The sequence below is a fragment of the Micromonospora sp. NPDC047740 genome (assembly GCF_043204735.1).
In the GTDB taxonomy this organism is placed as follows: domain Bacteria; phylum Actinomycetota; class Actinomycetes; order Mycobacteriales; family Micromonosporaceae; genus Micromonospora.
Genome location: NZ_JBIDCT010000007.1, coordinates 320,384 through 337,794, shown reverse-complemented (window position 1 = coordinate 337,794; position 17,411 = coordinate 320,384). Strand labels below are relative to the sequence as shown.

General features: G+C 74.9%; 17 protein-coding genes. 14 read left to right on the top strand and 3 right to left on the bottom strand.

Annotated elements, in window-relative coordinates:
* Nucleotides 1-77 precede the first annotated feature (77 nt).
* From ACGF4F_RS16050 to ACGF4F_RS16000, 11 genes are all read left to right on the top strand, one after another.
* Nucleotides 78-998 (top strand): proline dehydrogenase family protein, encoded by a 921-nt coding sequence (locus tag ACGF4F_RS16050; protein WP_357438479.1) that lies wholly within the window; start codon nt 78-80, stop codon nt 996-998.
* Between the two features lie 106 nt (nt 999-1,104).
* Complete coding sequence (locus ACGF4F_RS16045) at nt 1,105-1,896, top strand: alpha/beta hydrolase (RefSeq protein ID WP_357438476.1); 792 nt, start codon at nt 1,105-1,107, stop codon at nt 1,894-1,896.
* Nucleotides 1,889-2,455, top strand: a complete 567-nt coding sequence (locus tag ACGF4F_RS16040) for a WHG domain-containing protein (protein ID WP_357438473.1) — start codon at nt 1,889-1,891, stop codon at nt 2,453-2,455. The genes ACGF4F_RS16045 and ACGF4F_RS16040 overlap by 8 nt, the downstream gene beginning before the upstream one ends.
* A 413-nt stretch (nt 2,456-2,868) precedes the next feature.
* A complete protein-coding gene (locus tag ACGF4F_RS16035) occupies nt 2,869-4,209 on the top strand; it encodes a hypothetical protein (RefSeq protein ID WP_393077925.1) in 1,341 nt (446 codons plus the stop codon).
* Between the two features lie 41 nt (nt 4,210-4,250).
* A complete protein-coding gene (locus tag ACGF4F_RS16030; RefSeq protein WP_393077922.1) occupies nt 4,251-5,636 on the top strand; it encodes an efflux RND transporter periplasmic adaptor subunit in 1,386 nt (461 codons plus the stop codon).
* A complete protein-coding gene (locus tag ACGF4F_RS16025) occupies nt 5,633-6,544 on the top strand; it encodes an ABC transporter ATP-binding protein (RefSeq protein ID WP_357438465.1) in 912 nt (303 codons plus the stop codon). Before ACGF4F_RS16030 ends, ACGF4F_RS16025 begins: the two co-directional genes overlap by 4 nt.
* Nucleotides 6,541-7,725, top strand: a complete 1,185-nt coding sequence (locus tag ACGF4F_RS16020) for an ABC transporter permease (protein ID WP_357438462.1) — start codon at nt 6,541-6,543, stop codon at nt 7,723-7,725. Before ACGF4F_RS16025 ends, ACGF4F_RS16020 begins: the two co-directional genes overlap by 4 nt.
* 234 nt (nt 7,726-7,959) lie before the next feature.
* Nucleotides 7,960-8,169: a helix-turn-helix domain-containing protein gene (locus ACGF4F_RS16015; protein ID WP_073834429.1), complete on the top strand. Its 210-nt coding sequence runs from the start codon at nt 7,960-7,962 to the stop codon at nt 8,167-8,169.
* Between the two features lie 221 nt (nt 8,170-8,390).
* A complete protein-coding gene (locus ACGF4F_RS16010; protein WP_007465623.1) occupies nt 8,391-8,492 on the top strand; it encodes a 30S ribosomal protein bS22 in 102 nt (33 codons plus the stop codon).
* A 120-nt stretch (nt 8,493-8,612) separates the two neighbouring features.
* Nucleotides 8,613-9,683: an NAD-dependent epimerase/dehydratase family protein gene (locus ACGF4F_RS16005; RefSeq protein WP_357438459.1), complete on the top strand. Its 1,071-nt coding sequence runs from the start codon at nt 8,613-8,615 to the stop codon at nt 9,681-9,683.
* Between the two features lie 292 nt (nt 9,684-9,975).
* Nucleotides 9,976-10,833, top strand: a complete 858-nt coding sequence (locus ACGF4F_RS16000) for a lysophospholipid acyltransferase family protein (protein WP_357438539.1) — start codon at nt 9,976-9,978, stop codon at nt 10,831-10,833.
* Between the two features lie 10 nt (nt 10,834-10,843).
* Here ACGF4F_RS16000 and ACGF4F_RS15995 read toward each other — a convergent pair whose 3' ends face one another.
* From ACGF4F_RS15995 to ACGF4F_RS15985, 3 genes are all read right to left on the bottom strand, one after another.
* On the bottom strand, nt 10,844-11,722 hold the full coding sequence (locus tag ACGF4F_RS15995) for an HAD-IB family hydrolase (RefSeq protein WP_357438456.1): 879 nt from the start codon (nt 11,720-11,722) through the stop codon (nt 10,844-10,846).
* A gap of 318 nt (nt 11,723-12,040) precedes the next feature.
* Nucleotides 12,041-12,910 carry a DUF5667 domain-containing protein gene (locus tag ACGF4F_RS15990; protein WP_357438453.1) on the bottom strand — a complete coding sequence of 290 codons (870 nt, stop codon included), beginning with the start codon at nt 12,908-12,910 and terminating at the stop codon, nt 12,041-12,043.
* 278 nt (nt 12,911-13,188) lie between these two features.
* Nucleotides 13,189-14,226, bottom strand: coding sequence for an ECF subfamily RNA polymerase sigma factor, BldN family (locus tag ACGF4F_RS15985; RefSeq protein ID WP_357438450.1), 1,038 nt, complete (start codon nt 14,224-14,226; stop codon nt 13,189-13,191).
* Nucleotides 14,227-14,774: 548 nt separating this feature from the next.
* Between ACGF4F_RS15985 and ACGF4F_RS15980 the strand changes: the two genes are divergently transcribed.
* From ACGF4F_RS15980 to ACGF4F_RS15970, 3 genes are read left to right on the top strand one after another with little or no spacing between them, the layout of a single operon-like run.
* Nucleotides 14,775-16,409 carry an AMP-binding protein gene (locus tag ACGF4F_RS15980; protein ID WP_357438447.1) on the top strand — a complete coding sequence of 545 codons (1,635 nt, stop codon included), beginning with the start codon at nt 14,775-14,777 and terminating at the stop codon, nt 16,407-16,409.
* Entirely contained in the window at nt 16,396-16,653 is a 258-nt protein-coding gene (locus ACGF4F_RS15975) for a glutaredoxin family protein (protein WP_357438445.1), read from the top strand. Before ACGF4F_RS15980 ends, ACGF4F_RS15975 begins: the two co-directional genes overlap by 14 nt.
* Nucleotides 16,654-16,674: 21 nt before the next feature.
* Nucleotides 16,675-17,325: an HAD hydrolase-like protein gene (locus tag ACGF4F_RS15970; protein ID WP_357438442.1), complete on the top strand. Its 651-nt coding sequence runs from the start codon at nt 16,675-16,677 to the stop codon at nt 17,323-17,325.
* Nucleotides 17,326-17,411 lie beyond the last annotated feature (86 nt).

Below are 17,411 nucleotides of genomic sequence, written 5' to 3'. Positions count from 1 at the left end.
TCCCCTGGCCGGGACGGAGCGTGACGTTGGTGGCCGGCCCCGGGCGGGGGTCGGCGAGCGGGCGTTACGCTCAGCTCATGCTCCGTTCCGTCATCCTCGCCGCCTCCCGGTCATCCCAGGTCGAGCGGCTCGTTGCGACGGCCCCGTTCACCCGGGACGTCGTCCGCCGGTTCGTCGCCGGTGCCGGCACCGACGACGCGCTGCGCGCGACCCGCGTACTCGTCACCGACGGCCAAGCGGTCACCCTCGACTACCTCGGCGAGGACACCGTCACTCCCGAGCAGGCGAACGCCACCCGGGACGAATACCTCAAGCTACTGCGGCTGCTCGCCGCCGCCGAGCTCACCCCGGCGGCCGAGGTGAGCGTGAAGCTGTCCGCCCTCGGCCAGAAGTTCGACGAGCAGCTCGCGTACGACAACGCGCGGGCGATCTGCGCGGCGGCCGACGCGGCGGGCACTACGGTCACCCTGGACATGGAGGACCACACCACCACCGACTCGACCCTGGACATCCTCGCCAAGCTGCGCAAGGACTACCCGTCGACCGGCGCGGTGCTCCAGGCGTACCTGCGGCGTACCGAGTCGGACTGCCGGGAGCTGGCCGGTGCGGGGTCGCGGGTGCGGCTCTGCAAGGGCGCGTACAAGGAGCCGGAGTCGGTGGCCTACCAGTCCGCCCGCGAGGTGGACAAGTCGTACGTGCGGTGCCTGAACGTGCTGATGTCCGGGGACGGCTACCCGATGCTGGCCACCCACGATCCGCGGCTGATCGCCATCGGCGCGGACCGGGCCCGCTGGTTCGACCGCGAGCCGGAGCGTTTCGAGTTCCAGATGCTGTTCGGCATCCGCCCCGAGGAGCAGGCCCGCCTGGTCGGTGAGGGCTACACGGTGCGCACCTACGTGCCCTACGGCGACGAGTGGTACGGCTACCTGATGCGGCGGTTGGCCGAGCGCCCGGCCAACCTGATGTTCTTCGGGCGCGCGCTCATCTCGAAGAAGTGAGCTGACCGACGGCGGAACAGGCCGGGTGGGACCCCTGTCCCGCCGGCCCGTTCCTCGTTCCTGGGTATCCTTGACGGTTGAAGCTAATGGCATTAGCCTTTTAGCTATGACTGTTAGCCAGGTGTCGCGGGACGGCGGAGCCATCGCGTACGAGGTGCACGGGGCGGGCCCGCTGGTGGTCCTCTCGCACGGTATGGGGGAGAACCGGGCGGCCTTCCGGCACCTGGTGCCCCGGCTGGTGGCGGCCGGCTACCGGGTGGCCTCGGTCGACGTCCGGGGGCACGGCGACTCCAGCGCCCACTGGCCCACGTACGCCCCGGCCGAGGTGGGCGCCGACCTGCTCGCCGTGGTCCGGGCGCTCGGCGGCCCGGCCACCCTGGTCGGCAGCTCGTCCAGCGCGGCGGCCGTGGTCTTCGCTGCCGCCGACGCGCCCGAGCTGGTCAACGGCATCGTGCAGGTCAGCCCCTTCGTCGCCCCGCCGAACCCTAACCCGGTCATGCGCCTGGCGCAGGCGGTCGTCCTGCGCAGCCCCCGACTGTTCGGGATGTTCCACCGCACGCTCTTCCCGTGCGGGCGGCCGGACGACGACGCCGCGTACCGGAAGGAACTGGTCGCCAAGCTGCGCGGCCGGATGGCCGCGGTGCGCGGCGTGATCGCGCCGGTCGAGCCGCACTGGACCGCGCGGACCCGGGACGTGCGGCAGCCGGTGCTGGTACTGATGGGTACGAAGGACCCGGACTTCCCGGACCCGGGCGCCGAGGCGCGGGCCGCCCGGCGGCTGTTCGCCACCGCCGAGGCGCGCATGATCGCCGACTCCGGTCACTACCCGCACGCCGACCAGCCCGACGCCACCGCCGCCGACCTGGTCGAGTTCCTGGCGGTGACGTTCCGTGCCTAGGGCCGGCCTCACCCCGGCGGCCGTGGTCCGGGAGGCGGCCGTGCTCGCCGACGAGGTCGGCTACGACCGGCTCACCCTGGCCGCGCTCGCCGGCCGGCTCGGGGTCGCGCTGCCCAGCCTCTACAAGCACGTCAAGGGCGTGGACGACCTGCACCGGAAGCTGGCCGTGCTGGCGACCGCCGAGATCGCCACCGAGCTGACCGCCGCCGCCGCGGGCCGGGCCGGCGACGACGCGCTCCGCGCGGTGGCCGCGGCATACCGGGGGTACGCCCGCCGGCACCCCGGCCGCTACCCGGCCATCCAGCGGGCGCCGGATCCCGCCGACCCCGAGCATGTCGCCGCCGCCGAGCGGGCCGTCGGCGCGATCTACGCGATCCTGCGCGGATACGACCTCACCGGCGGCGCGGCCGTCGACGCCACCAGGATGTTCCGGGCCGCTGTGCACGGCTTCATCACCCTCGAGGCGGCCGGTGGGTTCGGCCTGCCCCGGGACATCGACCGCTCCTTCGACCAGATGGTGGCCGCGCTGGACACCGCGTACCGGGGTTGGCGGCCCTGATGAAGGCGCCGCTGCTGATCGCCGTGGTGTGGGGCCGGCGACCCGGTCTGAGCCGGCCCGCATGCTGCCCGCTGCCGGCGCGCCTCGCGGGCGGGCTCTGCGCCCGGCAGCACCATCGCCCCGCACCGCGGTCTCCCGTGGTGGCCTGGCTCGCGCCGAGCGGGGGCGTGACCGGGTCGGCGGAGGCCCGGCGGAGCGGGACGACACCTTCGGGTGCCTACAGAGCTGATGTCGAAAACGACTCACGCGCGGGTCGGTCGGGGGCGGTCACCCACGAGGCGGGTGAATCGTCTGCGACATCAAGTTCGTAGGTGTCGGGAACACTTCGTTCGGGCGGACAGAAAGTGGGGTGGAACCGTCGCCGACGCGCGGGGCCTCTGGCCGGAGCCCCCGATTGGTCGTACCCTTCGCCGGTGACCGACGGTGACGAGCAGGCCCCGGGCCCGGCGGTGAGCGACGGCGAGCAGCCCGATCCGGCCGTCGCGGCGAGCAGCGGAGCGCTGCGTCGTCGTCGGGGCTGGCCGCTCTGGACCGCGCTGGCGCTGGTGCTCGCCCTGGTGGCGTGCGGTGTTCCGGGCGTACTCCTGCTCGGTCTGGTGGGGGATGCGGCCGGGCGGCCGGCAGCGGGCCGGGACGACGATCCGGCCGCGGCGGCGGCGCGGCGACTCGGCGTGCGGATGACGGCGCAGCTCGACCGTCAGGCGAGCGCGCTGCTCGGCGGCGACCGGGCCGGCTTCCTCGCCGTCGCCGAGCCGGCCGCCCGCCCCGACCTCACCCGCCGGTACGCCGCGCTGCGCGCGCTGCGGGTCACCGTGTGGCAGCCGACGGCGGACGGGGTGCCGGCGGCGGTCGACGGGCGACCGGGGGAGTGGCGGCTGGCGGTGACGGTCCGCTACTGCTTCGTGGTGCCCGGCTGCACCCCGAGCACGGTGGAGATCGGCACCCGGTGGCACCTGGTCGGGGAGGAACCCCGACTGCTCGCCGTCGAGGAGTCCCGGGCGAAGCCCGCCGGTGCCCGGCCCTGGGAGGTGAGTGACCTGGCCGTGGCGGTCGGGAAGCGGACCGTCGTCGCCACCACGCCGGCGCTGCGGGCCAAGCTTCCCGGGCTGCTCGCCCAGGCCGAGGCCGCCGCGACGGTCGCCGACCGCTACGCGGTCACCGGCACCCCACCGGACCGCTACCTGGTCTTCTACGCCGGCCGGGCGGAGTGGCAGCGCTGGTACGGCGGTGGCCGCCCGAAGTGGACCGCCGGGTACGCGGTCGGCGTCGGCGGTGGACACCACGACGTCGTGCTGAACGCGCCGAGCCTCACCTCGGCCGGGGTCGACGAGCTGCTCCGGCACGAGCTGACCCACGCCGCGTCCCTGCCCGACCACGGCTACTCCGACCGGTCCAGCTGGTGGCTGGTGGAGGGGCTGGCCGAATACGCGGGTGCGGACGGCCAGCCGGTGGGCCGCTACGAGGGCCTGGCCGAGGTGCGCACGCTCGTGCACGGCGGGTGGACCGGCCGGCTCGACTCGCTGGCCCCCGCCGACGACGCGGCCGACGACCGGGTCGGCGGCAGCTACGGTGTCGGCTACCTGGCCGTACGCCACCTGGTCGACCGATACGGGGAGCAGCGGGTGCTCGACTTCTTCCGGACGGTGGTGCACGAGCACCGCTCCTTGGACGACGCCGCCGACCAGATGTTTGGTGAGCGGTGGTCCGCCCTGCACGACGACTGCGTCGCCTACGTCCGCGCCGTGGCGGGTTGAGCGGCGGGTCGGCGGTCGACGTCGGCTCGTAGCATGGGCCGGTGGCCCGCCCCGACCCGCCGCGGCTGCCCGCGGCCACCCGCCCCCGCCTCGTCACCGCCCTGCTCGCCGTCGTCGTCCTGACCGGCACCACCGCCGCCTCGTGCGGCGACGACAACTCCCCGATCGCGGTGGCCCAGGTGGGCCGGTCCCCGGTCGCCGAGGTGATCGACGCGCCGGCCACCGTGACCGCCCGGGCCGCCGCCACGCTCACCGCGCCCGCCGATGGCACCCTGGCCAGCCTGCGCGTCCAACCCGGGCAGCGGGTCAGCCGCGGCCAGGTGCTCGCCGTGATCGACTCGCCGTCCGCGCAGGACCGGCTCCGGCAGGCCCGCGCGGCGCTGCGGGCGGCGAAGCAGGCCGGCCGGGGCGTCGGCGTCGGTGACCTGGGCGGCAGCCGGCGCGGCACCGACCGCGCCGCCGCCGAGGCGTTCGACGCCGCGCGCCGGGCGGCCGGGAAGATCGGCGATCCGCAGCTGCGGTCCGCGCTGCTGCTCCAGGTCGAGTCCGCCCAGCGGCAGTACGAGTCGGCCGCCCGCGCCGCCGACCGGGCGGTCGCCGCCGTGCAGCGCGGGATGGCCGGGCTGAACAGCGCCGTCGGCGCCCTGTCGACCGCGCAGCGCCTCCAGGCCCAGCAGGCGTACGACCTGGCGAAGGCGACCGTCGACGCGTTGACGCTGCGTGCCCCGATCGGCGGGGTGGTGCAGCCGGGCGGCACCGGGGCCGCGGCGCCAACCGACCTCACCGGCCTGCTCGGGGCGGCCGGTGGTGGCGCGGCGGGGATCGACCCGTCGGCGTTCGGGTCCACCGGGCAGGGCGGCCCGCCGGCGGGCGTGGACGACGCGGTGCCGGCGGGCGGCCGGGTCACCGCTGGCACGCCGGTCCTCACCATCGTGGACACCGGGCAGCTCGGCCTGCTCGCCGAGGTCGACGAGACCGACGTGCTGCTGGTCCGGGCCGGTCTCACCGCCGCCGTGGAGTTGGACGCGGTCACCGGGGCGACGTACGACGCCACCGTCCGCTCGGTCGACGTGCTCCCCACCAGCTCGGCCCGCGGCGGCGTCACCTACCGGGTCCGCCTCGGCCTCGGCGCCGGGCGGCTCGGCGAGGGCGAGTCGGCGCCCACGCCCCGCCCCGGCATGAACGCCGTGGTGCACCTCCGGGTCCGCGAGGCCGCCGACGCGGTGGCCGTACCCGCCTCCGCGGTCTTCTCCGCCGACGGCCGGGACGCGGTCTGGGTGCTGCGGGACGGCCGGGCCGACCGGGTGCCGGTGACCGTCGGCGTGCAGGGGCCGGATCTGGTGCAGATCGTCAGCGGAGTGCAGGCCGGCGACCGGATCGTGGTACGCGGGACCGACCAGGTCCGCGACGGCCAGGAACTGAAATGACCCTGCCCGCCGGGGTGCCGGCCATCGAGGCGGTCGACGTGTCCCGGACGTACCAGCTCGACGGGGTGTCCGTGCCCGCGCTGCGCGGGGTGTCGCTCACCATCGACCCCGGCGAGTACGTGGCGGTGGTCGGGCCGTCCGGCTCGGGCAAGTCGACGCTGATGCACCTGCTCGGCGGGCTGGACCGACCCACCGACGGCCGGCTGGTGATCGGCGGCCGGGACGTCGCCACGCTCTCCGCGCCCGAGCTGGCCACGCTGCGCAACGAGACCATCGGCTTCGTCTTCCAGGCGTTCCACCTGCTGCCCCGGACGTCCGCAGTGGACAACGTGGCGCTGCCCCTGGTCTACCGGGGGATCGGGGCGCGGCAACGGCGCGACCGGGCGGCGGCGACGCTCGGCCGGGTCGGGCTCGGGCACCGGCTGCACCACCGGCCCAACCAGCTCTCCGGCGGTGAGCAGCAGCGGGTGGCGATCGCCCGCGCCCTGGTCACCGACCCGGCGGTGCTGCTCGCCGACGAGCCCACCGGCAACCTGGACAGCGTCACCGGGGAGGCGGTGCTGGAGCTGCTCGAACGGTTGAACGCCGAGTCCGGGGTGGCCCTGGTGATGGTGACCCACGACCAGGAGGTGGCCGCCCGGGCCCGCCGACAGATCGCCGTACGCGACGGCCGGGTGCGGTCGGACGTCGTTCATGATCGGCCGCTGTCCGGTGCCGCCGGTCGACCTGCGACACTGGACGGCGCTCCCAGCGCGGGGCCCCGGTCCGTGTCCGGAAGCGGCCCGGGGCACCCGTCCGGTGGCTCCGGTGGCGCCGCCGGAGCCACCGGACGCCTTTCCCGCCCGCCCTCGGGCCGTACCGCCGAGGGCGCCGGCGGCGACGAACCCCAGGCTGGAGGCGGGTCGTGAGGCTCGCCGAGGCGTGGCGGGTGGCGCTGGACGCGCTGCGGGCCAACCGGATGCGCAGCGTGCTGACCATGCTCGGGGTGATCATCGGCGTCGCGTCGGTGGTGCTGCTCGTGGCCATCGGCACCGGCACCAAGCAGAAGGTCGAACAGCAGGTGGAGGGGCTCGGCTCGAACCTGCTCCTGGTGGTCCCCGGCAAGCTCGACGTCGGCACCGCCCCGGTGGTCTCGCCGCTGACCCTCAAGGACGTGGACGCGGTCTCTCGGGTGGTGGGCGACCCGGGACGGGTGGCCGTCACCATCGCCTCCGGCGCGACCGCCCGAGCCGGCGCCCGCTCCGACTTCACCACTGTGCAGGGCGTGCTGGAGACCACCCCGACCGTCTTCACCCGCTCGCTGGCCCGGGGCCGCTACCTCACCGGCGCCGACGTGGACACCAGCCGCCGGGTCGCGGTGCTCGGGGCGTCGGTGGCCCGCGCGCTCTTCCCCGACCGGGACCCGCTCGGCCAGCAGATCGCCCTGGCCGGGGTCCGGTTCCGGGTGATCGGCGTCTTCACCCCGCTCGGCCAGAGCCTCGGGGTGGACCGGGACGGCGAGGTGCACATCCCGGTGACCGCCGCGCAGCGGCTCTGGGGCACCCAGCGGGTCGACGGCATCGCGGTCAAGGCCCCCGACCGGGAGCGGATCGACCAACTCGGCGACCGGATCGTCGCCGAGTTGTCCCGCCGGCACCCGGACACCGAGTTCAGCGCCGTGACCCAGCAGCAGATCCTCGGCGTGCTCGGCGACATCCTCGGCGTGCTGACCGGCGTACTGGCCGCCATCGCCGGCATCTCGCTGCTGGTCGGCGGCGTCGGGGTCTCCAACATCATGCTCGTCTCGGTACGCGAGCGGACCCGCGAGATCGGCCTGCGCAAGGCGGTCGGCGCCCGGCCCCGGGACATCGGGGTGCAGTTCCTGCTGGAGGCGGTGCTGCTCACCTCGATCGGTGGGTTGACCGGGATGGCGCTCGGCGTGGGCACCGCGCTCCTGGTCGACGCGGTCTCGCCGATCCCGGCCGCGATCACCTGGTGGTCGTTGGCGCTCGCCTTCGGAGTCTCGGCGGCGGTCGGCATCGTCTTCGGGGTGGTTCCGGCCCAGCGGGCCGGCCGGCTGGATCCGGTGGTGGCGCTGCGGGCCGAGTGACGCGTGCGGCGCCCCGGCCGCGGGCTGGCTGCAAGGAACCGGACGTGGCACCCGTACGGGCGGAAAACGGCAGGTCAACGGCGGTAAAACGGCGAGCGGCCCATGATCAAACGGAGGAAGGGATCGCGCCGGTCACAGCCGTCCCGCTACCGTACTGGTAACACGCGCGTCGCTCGCCCGGCCGGATCAACCGGCCCGGCGGCACGCGCCGGGCATGGGATTGGTCGGTGAGCCATGGCCGGGTCGCAGTCCGACGGTCGGCTGTCGGATGTCAGGTTCCTGACCGTCGCCGAGGTGGCGACGGTGATGCGGGTGTCCAAGATGACGGTCTATCGCCTCGTGCACAGCGGTGAGCTGACCGCGGTCCGGGTCGGCCGCTCGTTCCGGGTGCCCGAGCACGCGGTGCACGAGTACCTCCGCGGCGCGTTTCAGGAGAGCGCCTGACCGCGGCGCCGGCCGCGCCGCCGAGTGCGACGTAACGGGCATCGACGGGGGCGCGTTGGTCCTGCTGACGCACTCCGGCTACCCTGGACCCCGACCGTGACCGCACCCTGGTGTGCCCTGCCCACCACGCTGGTCCGGTCCATTGTCCGCAAGCGGTCACCGACGCCACCCGCGGTGGTGTCATCCGGTCCGCCCCGCACGTTGCATCGAAAGGCTGTCGTATGGGCTCGGTGGTCAAGAAGCGCCGCAAGCGCATGGCTAAGAAGAAGCACCGCAAGCTGCTGCGCAAGACCCGCGTCCAGCGTCGCCGTCTCGGCAAGTGACCGGGGCCGGGCCCCGGCCCGGCGCTCGGCAGCACTTGCCAACTGTCGACCCTCGGAGGCTCAGGTGATCAGGCCGTGGATGTCCCGGCTCGATCCCGCCTGCCGCGCAAGGCGCACGACATGACCCCCGGTGGCACCTCGGGTGCTCCGGGGGTCGTCGTCGTGACCGGGGTCGGCCGCTACCTCGGCGCGCACGTGGCCGCCCGCCTCGCCGCCGACCCCCGCATCGACCGCGTCATCGGGGTCGACCCAACCCCCAACCCCGAGTTCGCCGACCTGCTCGACGGCGTCGAACGGATCCGTCTCGATGTCGACTCCCTCGGCGGTCTCCTCGCCGACCTCGATGTGGACGCGGTCGTGCACCTGGCGCTGGTCACCGCCCCTGACCCGCAGCACGGCGGCCGGGCGGCGATGAAGGAACAGAACGTCATCGGCACCATGCAGCTGCTCGCCGCCTGCCAGCGGGCGCCCCGGCTGCGCAAGCTGGTGGTCCGGTCGTCGACTGCCGCGTACGGCGCGTCGTTCCGCGACCCGGCGGTCTTCACTGAAGAGACCGAGCCGCGTGAGGTGCCGCGCGGCGGGTTCGGCCGCGACATCCTCGACATCGAGGGGTACGTTCGCGGGTTCCGCCGCCGCCGGCCCGACGTCACCGCGACCGTGCTGCGGTTCGCGCCGTTCATCGGCTCCACCGCGGACACCACCCTCACCCGTTACTTCGCGCAGCCGGTCGTGCCCACGGTCTTCGGCCGGGATCCCCGGCTCCAGTTCGTCCACATCGACGACGCGCTGGAGGTGCTGCACCGGTCGGTCGCCGAGGAGCACCCGGGGACCTACAACGTCGCCGGGCCGGGGGTGCTCTCCCTCACCCAGGCCATCCGGCGGGCCGGTCGGGTGGCCGTACCGGTGCTGGAGCCGGGCCTCTCCGGGGCTGCCGCGATCGCCCGCAGCCTGGGCTTCGGCCGGTACGGGTTGGACCAGGTCGACCTCTTCGTGCACGGTCGGGTGGTGGACACCAGCCGACTGGAGCGCGAGTACGGCTTCACGCCCCGCTCGACCGCCGCCGCCTTCGACGATTTCATCCGCGCGCACCACGGCGGCGTCGTGGTGACCCGGGCCCAGCTCGCCGCGGCCGAGGAGCTGGTGCTGGAGAGCATCCGGCAGGTCCGGTCCGCCGTCCGGGAGCGGCCGTGAGCGAGCGGAGCGAGCGAACCATCAGGCGCAGTAGCGCGGCGCCTCGCGCCGCCGCGGAGCAGAGCGAGGCGGCGGCGTGAGCGGCGCCGAGGAGCGGGGCGAGTCCCGCTACGACGTACCCCTGACCGTGCCGAGGCCGGACGGGGAGCCCGCGCGGCGCAACGGGCACCGGCGCTCGACGGCGGCCGCCACCGACCCGGTGTCGCTGGACGAGCCGGACACCTCCGCCGACGAGCCGGCCGCCGCCGGGCCGGGCGAGGGGGCCGGGGCGGTCGCGAGGCCGGGGCCGGCCGTGGCGGACCGGCCCGGGGACCACTGGGACGGGAAGGTCGCCAAGGGGCTCGCCTTCCTGCGGCGGCGGCTCTCCGGCGACTACGAGGTGGACGAGTTCGGCTTCGACCCGCACCTGACCGACGCGGTCTTCCACCCGCTGCTGCGGGTGCTCTACCGGGACTGGTTCCGCACCGAGGTCAGCGGCGTCGAGCACGTGCCGGACGCCGGCGCCGGCCTGGTGGTCGGCAACCACTCCGGCACGGTGGCGCTGGACGCGCTGGTGCTGTCCGCCGCGCTGCACGACCGGCACCCGGCGCACCGCTACCTGCGGCTGCTCGGGGCCGACCTGGTCTTCCGGATGCCGCTGGTTTCCGAGATCGCCCGCAAGACCGGCGGCACGGTGGCGTGCAACCCGGACGCCGAACGGCTGCTCGGCAACGGCGAACTGGTCGGCGTCTTTCCGGAGGGCTTCAAGGGGGTCGGCAAGCTCTACGCCGACCGCTACAAGCTGCAGCGGTTCGGCCGGGGCGGCTTCGTCTCGGCGGCGCTGCGTACCGGCACGCCGATCGTGCCGGTGGCGATCGTCGGCGGCGAGGAGATCTACCCGATGCTCGCCGACATCAAGCCGCTCGCCCGGCTGCTCAAGCTGCCGTACTTCCCGGTGACCCCGACCTTCCCCTGGCTGGGTCCGCTGGGCATGGTGCCGCTGCCGAGCAAGTGGCTGATCGAGTTCTGCCCGCCCATCCCCACCGCGCACCTGCGCGAGTCGGCCGACGACCCGCTGGTCGTGTTCAACCTCGCCGACCAGGTGCGGGAGACCATCCAGCAGACCCTGCACAAGCTGCTCGAACGCCGCCCCGATCCGTTCGGCCCCTGACCCGGCGGGTTCAGCCGGTGCGGTGGCGTCGGCGGTGCAGCGCCAGGCCGGCGGTGACCGCGCCGGCGACCAGCCCGGCGGCGGCCGTCGACGGTACGGCGATCTTGACTGCCCGGCGCCCGGTGCGGAAGTCGCGGACGACCCAACCACGCTGGCGAGCCTGCCGCAGCAGCGCCGGGTCCGGGTTGACCGCCACCGGGTGCCCCACGATGGACAGCATCGGCAGGTCGTTGGCGGAGTCGCTGTAGGCGGTGCAGCGGCCCAGGTCCAGCCCCTCGACCCCGGCGAGCTGCGTGATCGCCTCGGCCTTGGCCGGGCCGTGCATGAGGTCGCCGGCCAGGCGGCCCGTGTACGCCCCGTCGACCACCTCGGCGACCGTGCCGATCGCCCCGGTCAGCCCGAGCCGGGCCGCGATCACCCGGCCGATCTCCACCGGGGCGGCACTGACCAGCCACACCCGCTCACCGGCGTCGAGGTGCCGCTGGGCCAGCCGGCGGGTGCCGGCCCAGATCCGCGGGGCCATCAGCTCGTCGAAGATCTCCTCGGCGAGGCGTTCCACGTCGTCGACCCGCCAGCCTTGGACGAAGGCGAGCGCCGCCTCCTTCGCCTGGGACATGTCCCCGGCGTGCTCGGTGGCGAGCAGCCGGAACTTCGCCTGCTGCCAGGCGAACCGGGCCAGGTCACCGGTGGTGAAGTACTTCCGGGCGGCCAGCCCCCGGGCGAACCAGTAGATCGACGCGCCCTGCATCATCGTGTTGTCCACGTCGAAGAAGGCGGCGGCGGTGGGGTCGGGCGTCGGGGTGGCCGGGGCCGCCCCCAGGGTCTCCGACCAGCCGGCGGTGTGGCCGTGGACGTCGGTGCTGATCGTCACCTTCCGGGCCCGGGCCATGGCGACCTCCCTCCCGTCGGCGACCGCGAACGTGCTCCCCGGCGAGCCTATCCGGCGCGCTGTGACGGCCGGGTGTCCGCGCGGCGAAGTGTGGCGCGAGCGGCTCCGGCCACCACGCGGGAGCGCTTACGGCTCAGCGCGGTGGCGCGGCCGGCTCAGCCTGGTGGCGCGGTCGGCTCGGCGGGGTAGGCGCGAGACGGCTCGGCGCGGTAGCGCCAAACGGGTCGGCGCGGTGGCGCGAAACGGCTCCGCGGGGGAGCGAACGGCTCGGTGCGGTGGCGCCGGTTGCCGCCGCCGCGCCGGACCGGCCGCCGGCGGTCAGCGGTCGCCGGGGCAGCTGACCGGGGCGGGGCCCAGCGCGTCGCTGGCGGCCGGTGCCGGAAGCCCGCAGGCGATCGCCGCGCGGAGCCCGTCAGCGCGCCGGCCCACCACGTCGAGCAGGGCGAGCGACCGGCGGGTGCGGTCCTGGTAGGTGTGATCCACCCGGTCGAGCAGGCCACTGACCGCGTGCCGCTGGCCGGTCAGGAACGCGTCGATCGCGTCCAGCGGGGCCGGGTCGGAGCGTTGCGCGGCCACCGTGGTCAGCAGGCGGATGCCCTGCCGGGTGTCGGCGTCCATGTCGTCCAGGACGGTGCTGAAGCCGAACCGGTCACCGTGGACGGTGGCCGCCTCGTCGAGCCGGGTCCGGGCGAAGTCGAGGAAGAGCTGTCCGCGGCTGATGTCCGAGCTGGTCAGGGCGAGCTGAGCGCGTTCGGTCGAGCGCTTCATGCCGTAGAGGGCGTCGCCGGGCAGCGCGTTCTCGCTGGCGAAGGAGATGCCGGAGAGGGCGATCGCCCCGGCGGCCACGCCGACCAGGATGGCCCCGCGGGCGCGGACCCGCCGGCCGGTCGCCGCCGGCAGCAGGGAGCCGCGAGCGCCGGTGCTCGCCGGGGCGGTCCCGGCCTGCGCCGGAGTGCCCACGCCCTCCCGCTCGGCGGTGGCGACCAGCATCGCGCGCAGCCCGGCGCGGAAGTCCGGGTCGACCTCCACGGCCGGCCGGTCGGTGGCGAGCCGCTGGCCCACCGCGACGAGTGGGGCGAGTTCGTCGTCGGCCCGGGAACGGACGTGGTGCCGCCGGCCGCCGTTGGCCTCGTCGAGGAGTTGCGCGAAACGCTCGGCCCGCCGACGGGAGAAGAGGTTGCTGTCCACCGCAGGCACCCCCTCTCACTGGTCACGGCCGGACGGCCGTCGTCGTCACCAGCGACCGGTGGCAGCGAACGCTGACGGCTGGCCCAGCGGGCCGACCGTGCGCACCGGACCGGGTGGCCCGGGGGACGCCGGACAACCACTGGTCGCACCCGGAGAAACGGACCGCGCCGGTCGGCGGTTACGGGGCGGCCGGTGGCGAAATCACAAAGCGTGATCGTCGTCACGGGCAGCGGAGCCCCGCGGCACGGTGTCCCGCCGGGGCGGGGGAGCGGGCTGGATCAGGGCTGGAAGCCGTCGGGCAGCAGCCGGGCCAGGGCCCGCACCGCCCGGTACTGCAACGCCTTGATGGCGCCCTCGTTCTTGCCCATGGCACGGGCGGTCTCGGCCACCGAGAAGCCCTGGAGGAAGCGGAGCACGATGCACTCCTGCTGCTCCGGGTTGAGCTGCTTCACCGCGGTGAGCAGCGCGACGTTGGTGATGTGCTCGACGACTGCGGCCTCCGGGCTGCCCTCCGGCCCCCGGTCCTCCCGGTCGGCGTCGAGCACGTCCCCCGTGGTGACCTCCAGCCGGTAGCGGCCGGACTTGAAGTGGTCGGCGACCAGGTTGCGGGCGATGGTGACCAGCCAGGCGCCGAGGTCACGCCCCTGCCAGGTGAAGCTGCCGATCCGCTTGAGCGCGCGGAGGAACGTGTCCGAGGTGAGGTCCTCGGCGAGCTGACGGTTGCCGACCCGGAAGTAGACGAAGCGGAAGACCGTGTCGACGTACCGGTCGTAGATCAGGCCGAACGCCTCGGTCTCGCCGGCCTGCGCCCGCTCGACCAGGGCCCAGACCTCGGTGGCCGGGTCGGACGGGTCGGGGCGGCTCGGGTAGCCGGTGGCCGGGGCCGCGGTGGCTGGCACCGCGGGCAGCACCGCGGTGTCGGCGGCTGGCACCGCCGGCAGGATGGCGGTCTCCCCGGCCGACGGGTCGGCGGTGGTCGGGCCGTCGCCCGGGCGCCGGCCCTGCGCCGGCATGGTCGGCCGGGACGGGGCGCCGAGCCGGCCGGCGGCCGGCTTCGCGTTGCCGCCGGGCACCGCAGGGCGCGGCGGCGCCTCGTTGTGGTGGGAGCGGTTGCGGACCCGCCGGGCCTCCTCGCCCCGCACCGCGAGGCCCCATCCGTCGGGCGCGGTGCGTGGGGCCTGCGACAGCTCCAGCTCGGCGCGCCGGACGCCGCGCGGGGACCGGGCGCCGTCGGGCTCCAGCCGCTCGTTGACCGGGATCCGCTGGGTCGGGCCGGTCACCCCGGTCGGTCGTTCCGCGTAGCCGAAGGTGGTCACCGCGCCTCCCCGATCCAGGCGGGGCACGGCCGCACCGGCCGCCGCGGCGTCGCGGCGGGACCGGGTACGCCCCGGCCGGGCAGGGTCGTCCCGGGACGTGCCGACGGGCGGCAGATCCCCTTGAGGTGCTGGTCCAATGCGCTCACAGGCACGGGGGCCTCCTCGGGCTGAGGGGTGTCGACTCACGGCAAATCGGGTGAGCCGACCCGAGTGATGATAGGGCCAACGTCACCCGCGCGTGGCAAGTCCGTTACACAGGGCGGAAGTATTTCCGCTCGGGTCGCACCGATGGCGGACCCGTTGTCCGTCGTGTGCGGTTGACTTTCGCATCGGAACCTGGTTCTGAGTGGAAAGTCCTGGTCGGAGCGGTTTCATACCGCCCTCGGCGTGTCGCGGCGGCCGTCCGGAGGGGACGTCCCCGCGTGCCCGGACAGCGGGCCGGACGGCCACCGTGCGGTCCCGTCCGCAGGACCGGGGTGGGCGGGCCGGCGCGGGCCGGCGTTCAGGGGCGTGGCCGGGTGGACGTGGCTGTGCCAGACTCAGCCACCGTGCAGGACGCAGTCGACAGTTCCGCGCCGAACCTCGCCGACCGGCTCCGCCGGGCGGCCGTCGCTCACGGTGACCGCCCCGCGTTGCACTGGCGCGACCGGACCCTGACCTGGTCCCAACTGGACACGGCGGTCACCGCCACCGCCCACGCACTGGCCGGAGCGGCGCGGCCGGTCGCCGGCGACGAGCACCCGCCCCGGATCGCGGTCGCCTTCGGCAACACCCCCGACTTCGTGGTCACCTACCTCGCCGCGCTCCGGGCCGGCCTGGTGGCGGTGCCGGTCAACCCGGGCCTCACCGCCCGGGAACTGCGGCACGTGCTCGCCGACTCCGGGGCCGCCGTGCTGGTCTGCGCGGCCGAGGTCCGCGACCGGGTGAACCGGGCCGACCTGCCCGCGCTGGCCGCCGTGTACACCGCCCCGCCGGTCACCGACGGTGACGACCCGGTCGACCTCCCCACCCGGGGCGGGGACGACCTCGCCGTCCTGCTCTACACCTCCGGCACCGAGGGCCGGCCCAAGGGCGCCATGCTGTCGCACCGCGCCCTGGCCGCCAACCACGGGCAGGTCGGCCGGATCGACCCGCCGGTGGTCGGCCCCGACGACACCGTGCTGCTCGCCCTGCCGCTGTTCCACGCGTACGGCCTGAACTCCGGGCTCGGGGCCGTGCTGCACCACGGGGCGACCGGGGTGCTGGTCGACGAGCTGGGCCCGGACGGGGCGCTCGCCGACCTCGCCCGGCACCGGGTCAGCGTGCTGGTCGGCGTACCGTCGATGTTCCTGACCTGGGCCGAGGCGGGCGCGGCGGGGGCGGCGGCGCTGGCCTCGGTGCGGGTGGCGGTGTGCGGGGCGGCCCCGCTGCCGCCGGCGGTCGCGGCGCGCTTCACCGAGACCACCGGGCACCGGGTGCACGTCGGGTACGGCCTCACCGAGACCGCTCCCGTGCTCACCTCCACGCTGGTCGGCGGCCAGCCGAAGGCCGGGTCCATCGGCCGCCCGCTGCCCGGCGTGGGGCTGCGCCTGGTCGGGCCGGACGGCGTGGACCTGTGGCGGGACGGCGTGCCCACCGTCGAGGCGGACGTCGACGAGCTGGACCTCGCCGACGGCGCGGAGGGCACCGACCCGGGGCAGATCGTGGTCCGGGGCGACAACCTGTTCGCCGGCTACTGGCCGGACGGGCGAGGCGGGCCGGACGCGGACGGCTGGTGGGCCACCGGCGACGTGGCGTACGCCGACGCCGACGGGGACCTGTTCCTGGTCGACCGGCTCGGCGAGTTGATCCTGGTCAACGGCTTCAACGTCTACCCGCACGAGGTGGAGTCGGTGCTCCAGGCGCATCCCGGGGTGGCCGAGTCGGCCGTCCTCGGGGTGCCGCACCCGCGAACCGGCGAGACTGTCCGGGCGTACGTGGTGCGGGCGGCCGGCTCGACGGCGACGGCGGAGGAGCTGCTCGGCCACTGCGCGCGTAACCTGGCCCGGTTCAAGTGCCCGACCGCCGTCGAGTTCGTCGACAGCCTGCCTTACTCGGCGATCGGCAAGGTACGCAAGACCGAGCTCCGCCCGGCGGCGCCCCCGGTGCCGTCACCGGCCCCGCCGACCGAGAACCGCACGGAGGTACCCGATGTCCAGCCGTGACGCCCGGCTCACCCTGATCACCCGGCCCGGCTGCCACCTCTGCGAGGACGCGAAGGCGGCGCTCGACCGGGTGGTGGCCGTCACCGGCGACCGCTGGATCGAGCGGGACGTCACCGACGAGATCGAGCTGGAACGCGAGTACGGCGACCGGCTGCCGGTGGTGCTGCTCGACGGCAGGGAGCACGGCTACTGGCGGGTCGAGGAGGATCGCCTGCTGCGGGACCTGACCACCCCGCAGCTCTGACCGGCCGCTTATCGTGCAGCGATGACCTCGACACGCGGCCACCTGGTGTGGGACTGGAACGGCACCCTCCTCGACGACCTCGACCTGGTGGTCCAGGCCACCAACGTGGCCTTCGCCAGCGCCGGCGGTCCGGCGGTCACCGCCGACGAGCACCGGGTGCGGTTCCGCCGGCCGATCGCCGACTACTACGCCGAGATGCTGGGGCAGGCGATCGACGACGACGCGTTCGGCCGGCTCGACCGGATCTTCCACGACGCGTACCGGGCCGGACTGGCCAGCTGCGCGCTGGCCGCCGACGCAACCACCGCGATCGCCGCCTGGCCGGGCAGCCAGTCCCTGCTGTCCATGTGGTTCCACGACGAGCTGGTCCCGACGGTGCACACGTACGGGCTGACCCCGCACTTCACCCGGGTGGACGGGCTGCGGTCCGCGGTGGGCGGGGGCCGCAAGGCCGAGTGGCTGGAGAAGCACCTGGCTGAGCTCGGGCTCGCCGGCCGCGAGGTGGTGCTGATCGGCGACTCGCTGGACGACGCCGACGCGGCGCTCTCGGTGGGCGCCCGCTGCGTCCTCTACACCGGCGGCCTCTCCGATCCCGCCCGCCTCCGCGCCTCCGGCCACCCCGTGGCCGACACCCTCACCCAGGCCGTAACCCTCGCCCGCACCCTCCCCTAACCCCCACCCCTGCCCCTCCCGGCCCCCGTTGATCATGAGGTTAGCGGCGCGACACGCCGGTGTGGCCGCCGCCAACCTCATGATCA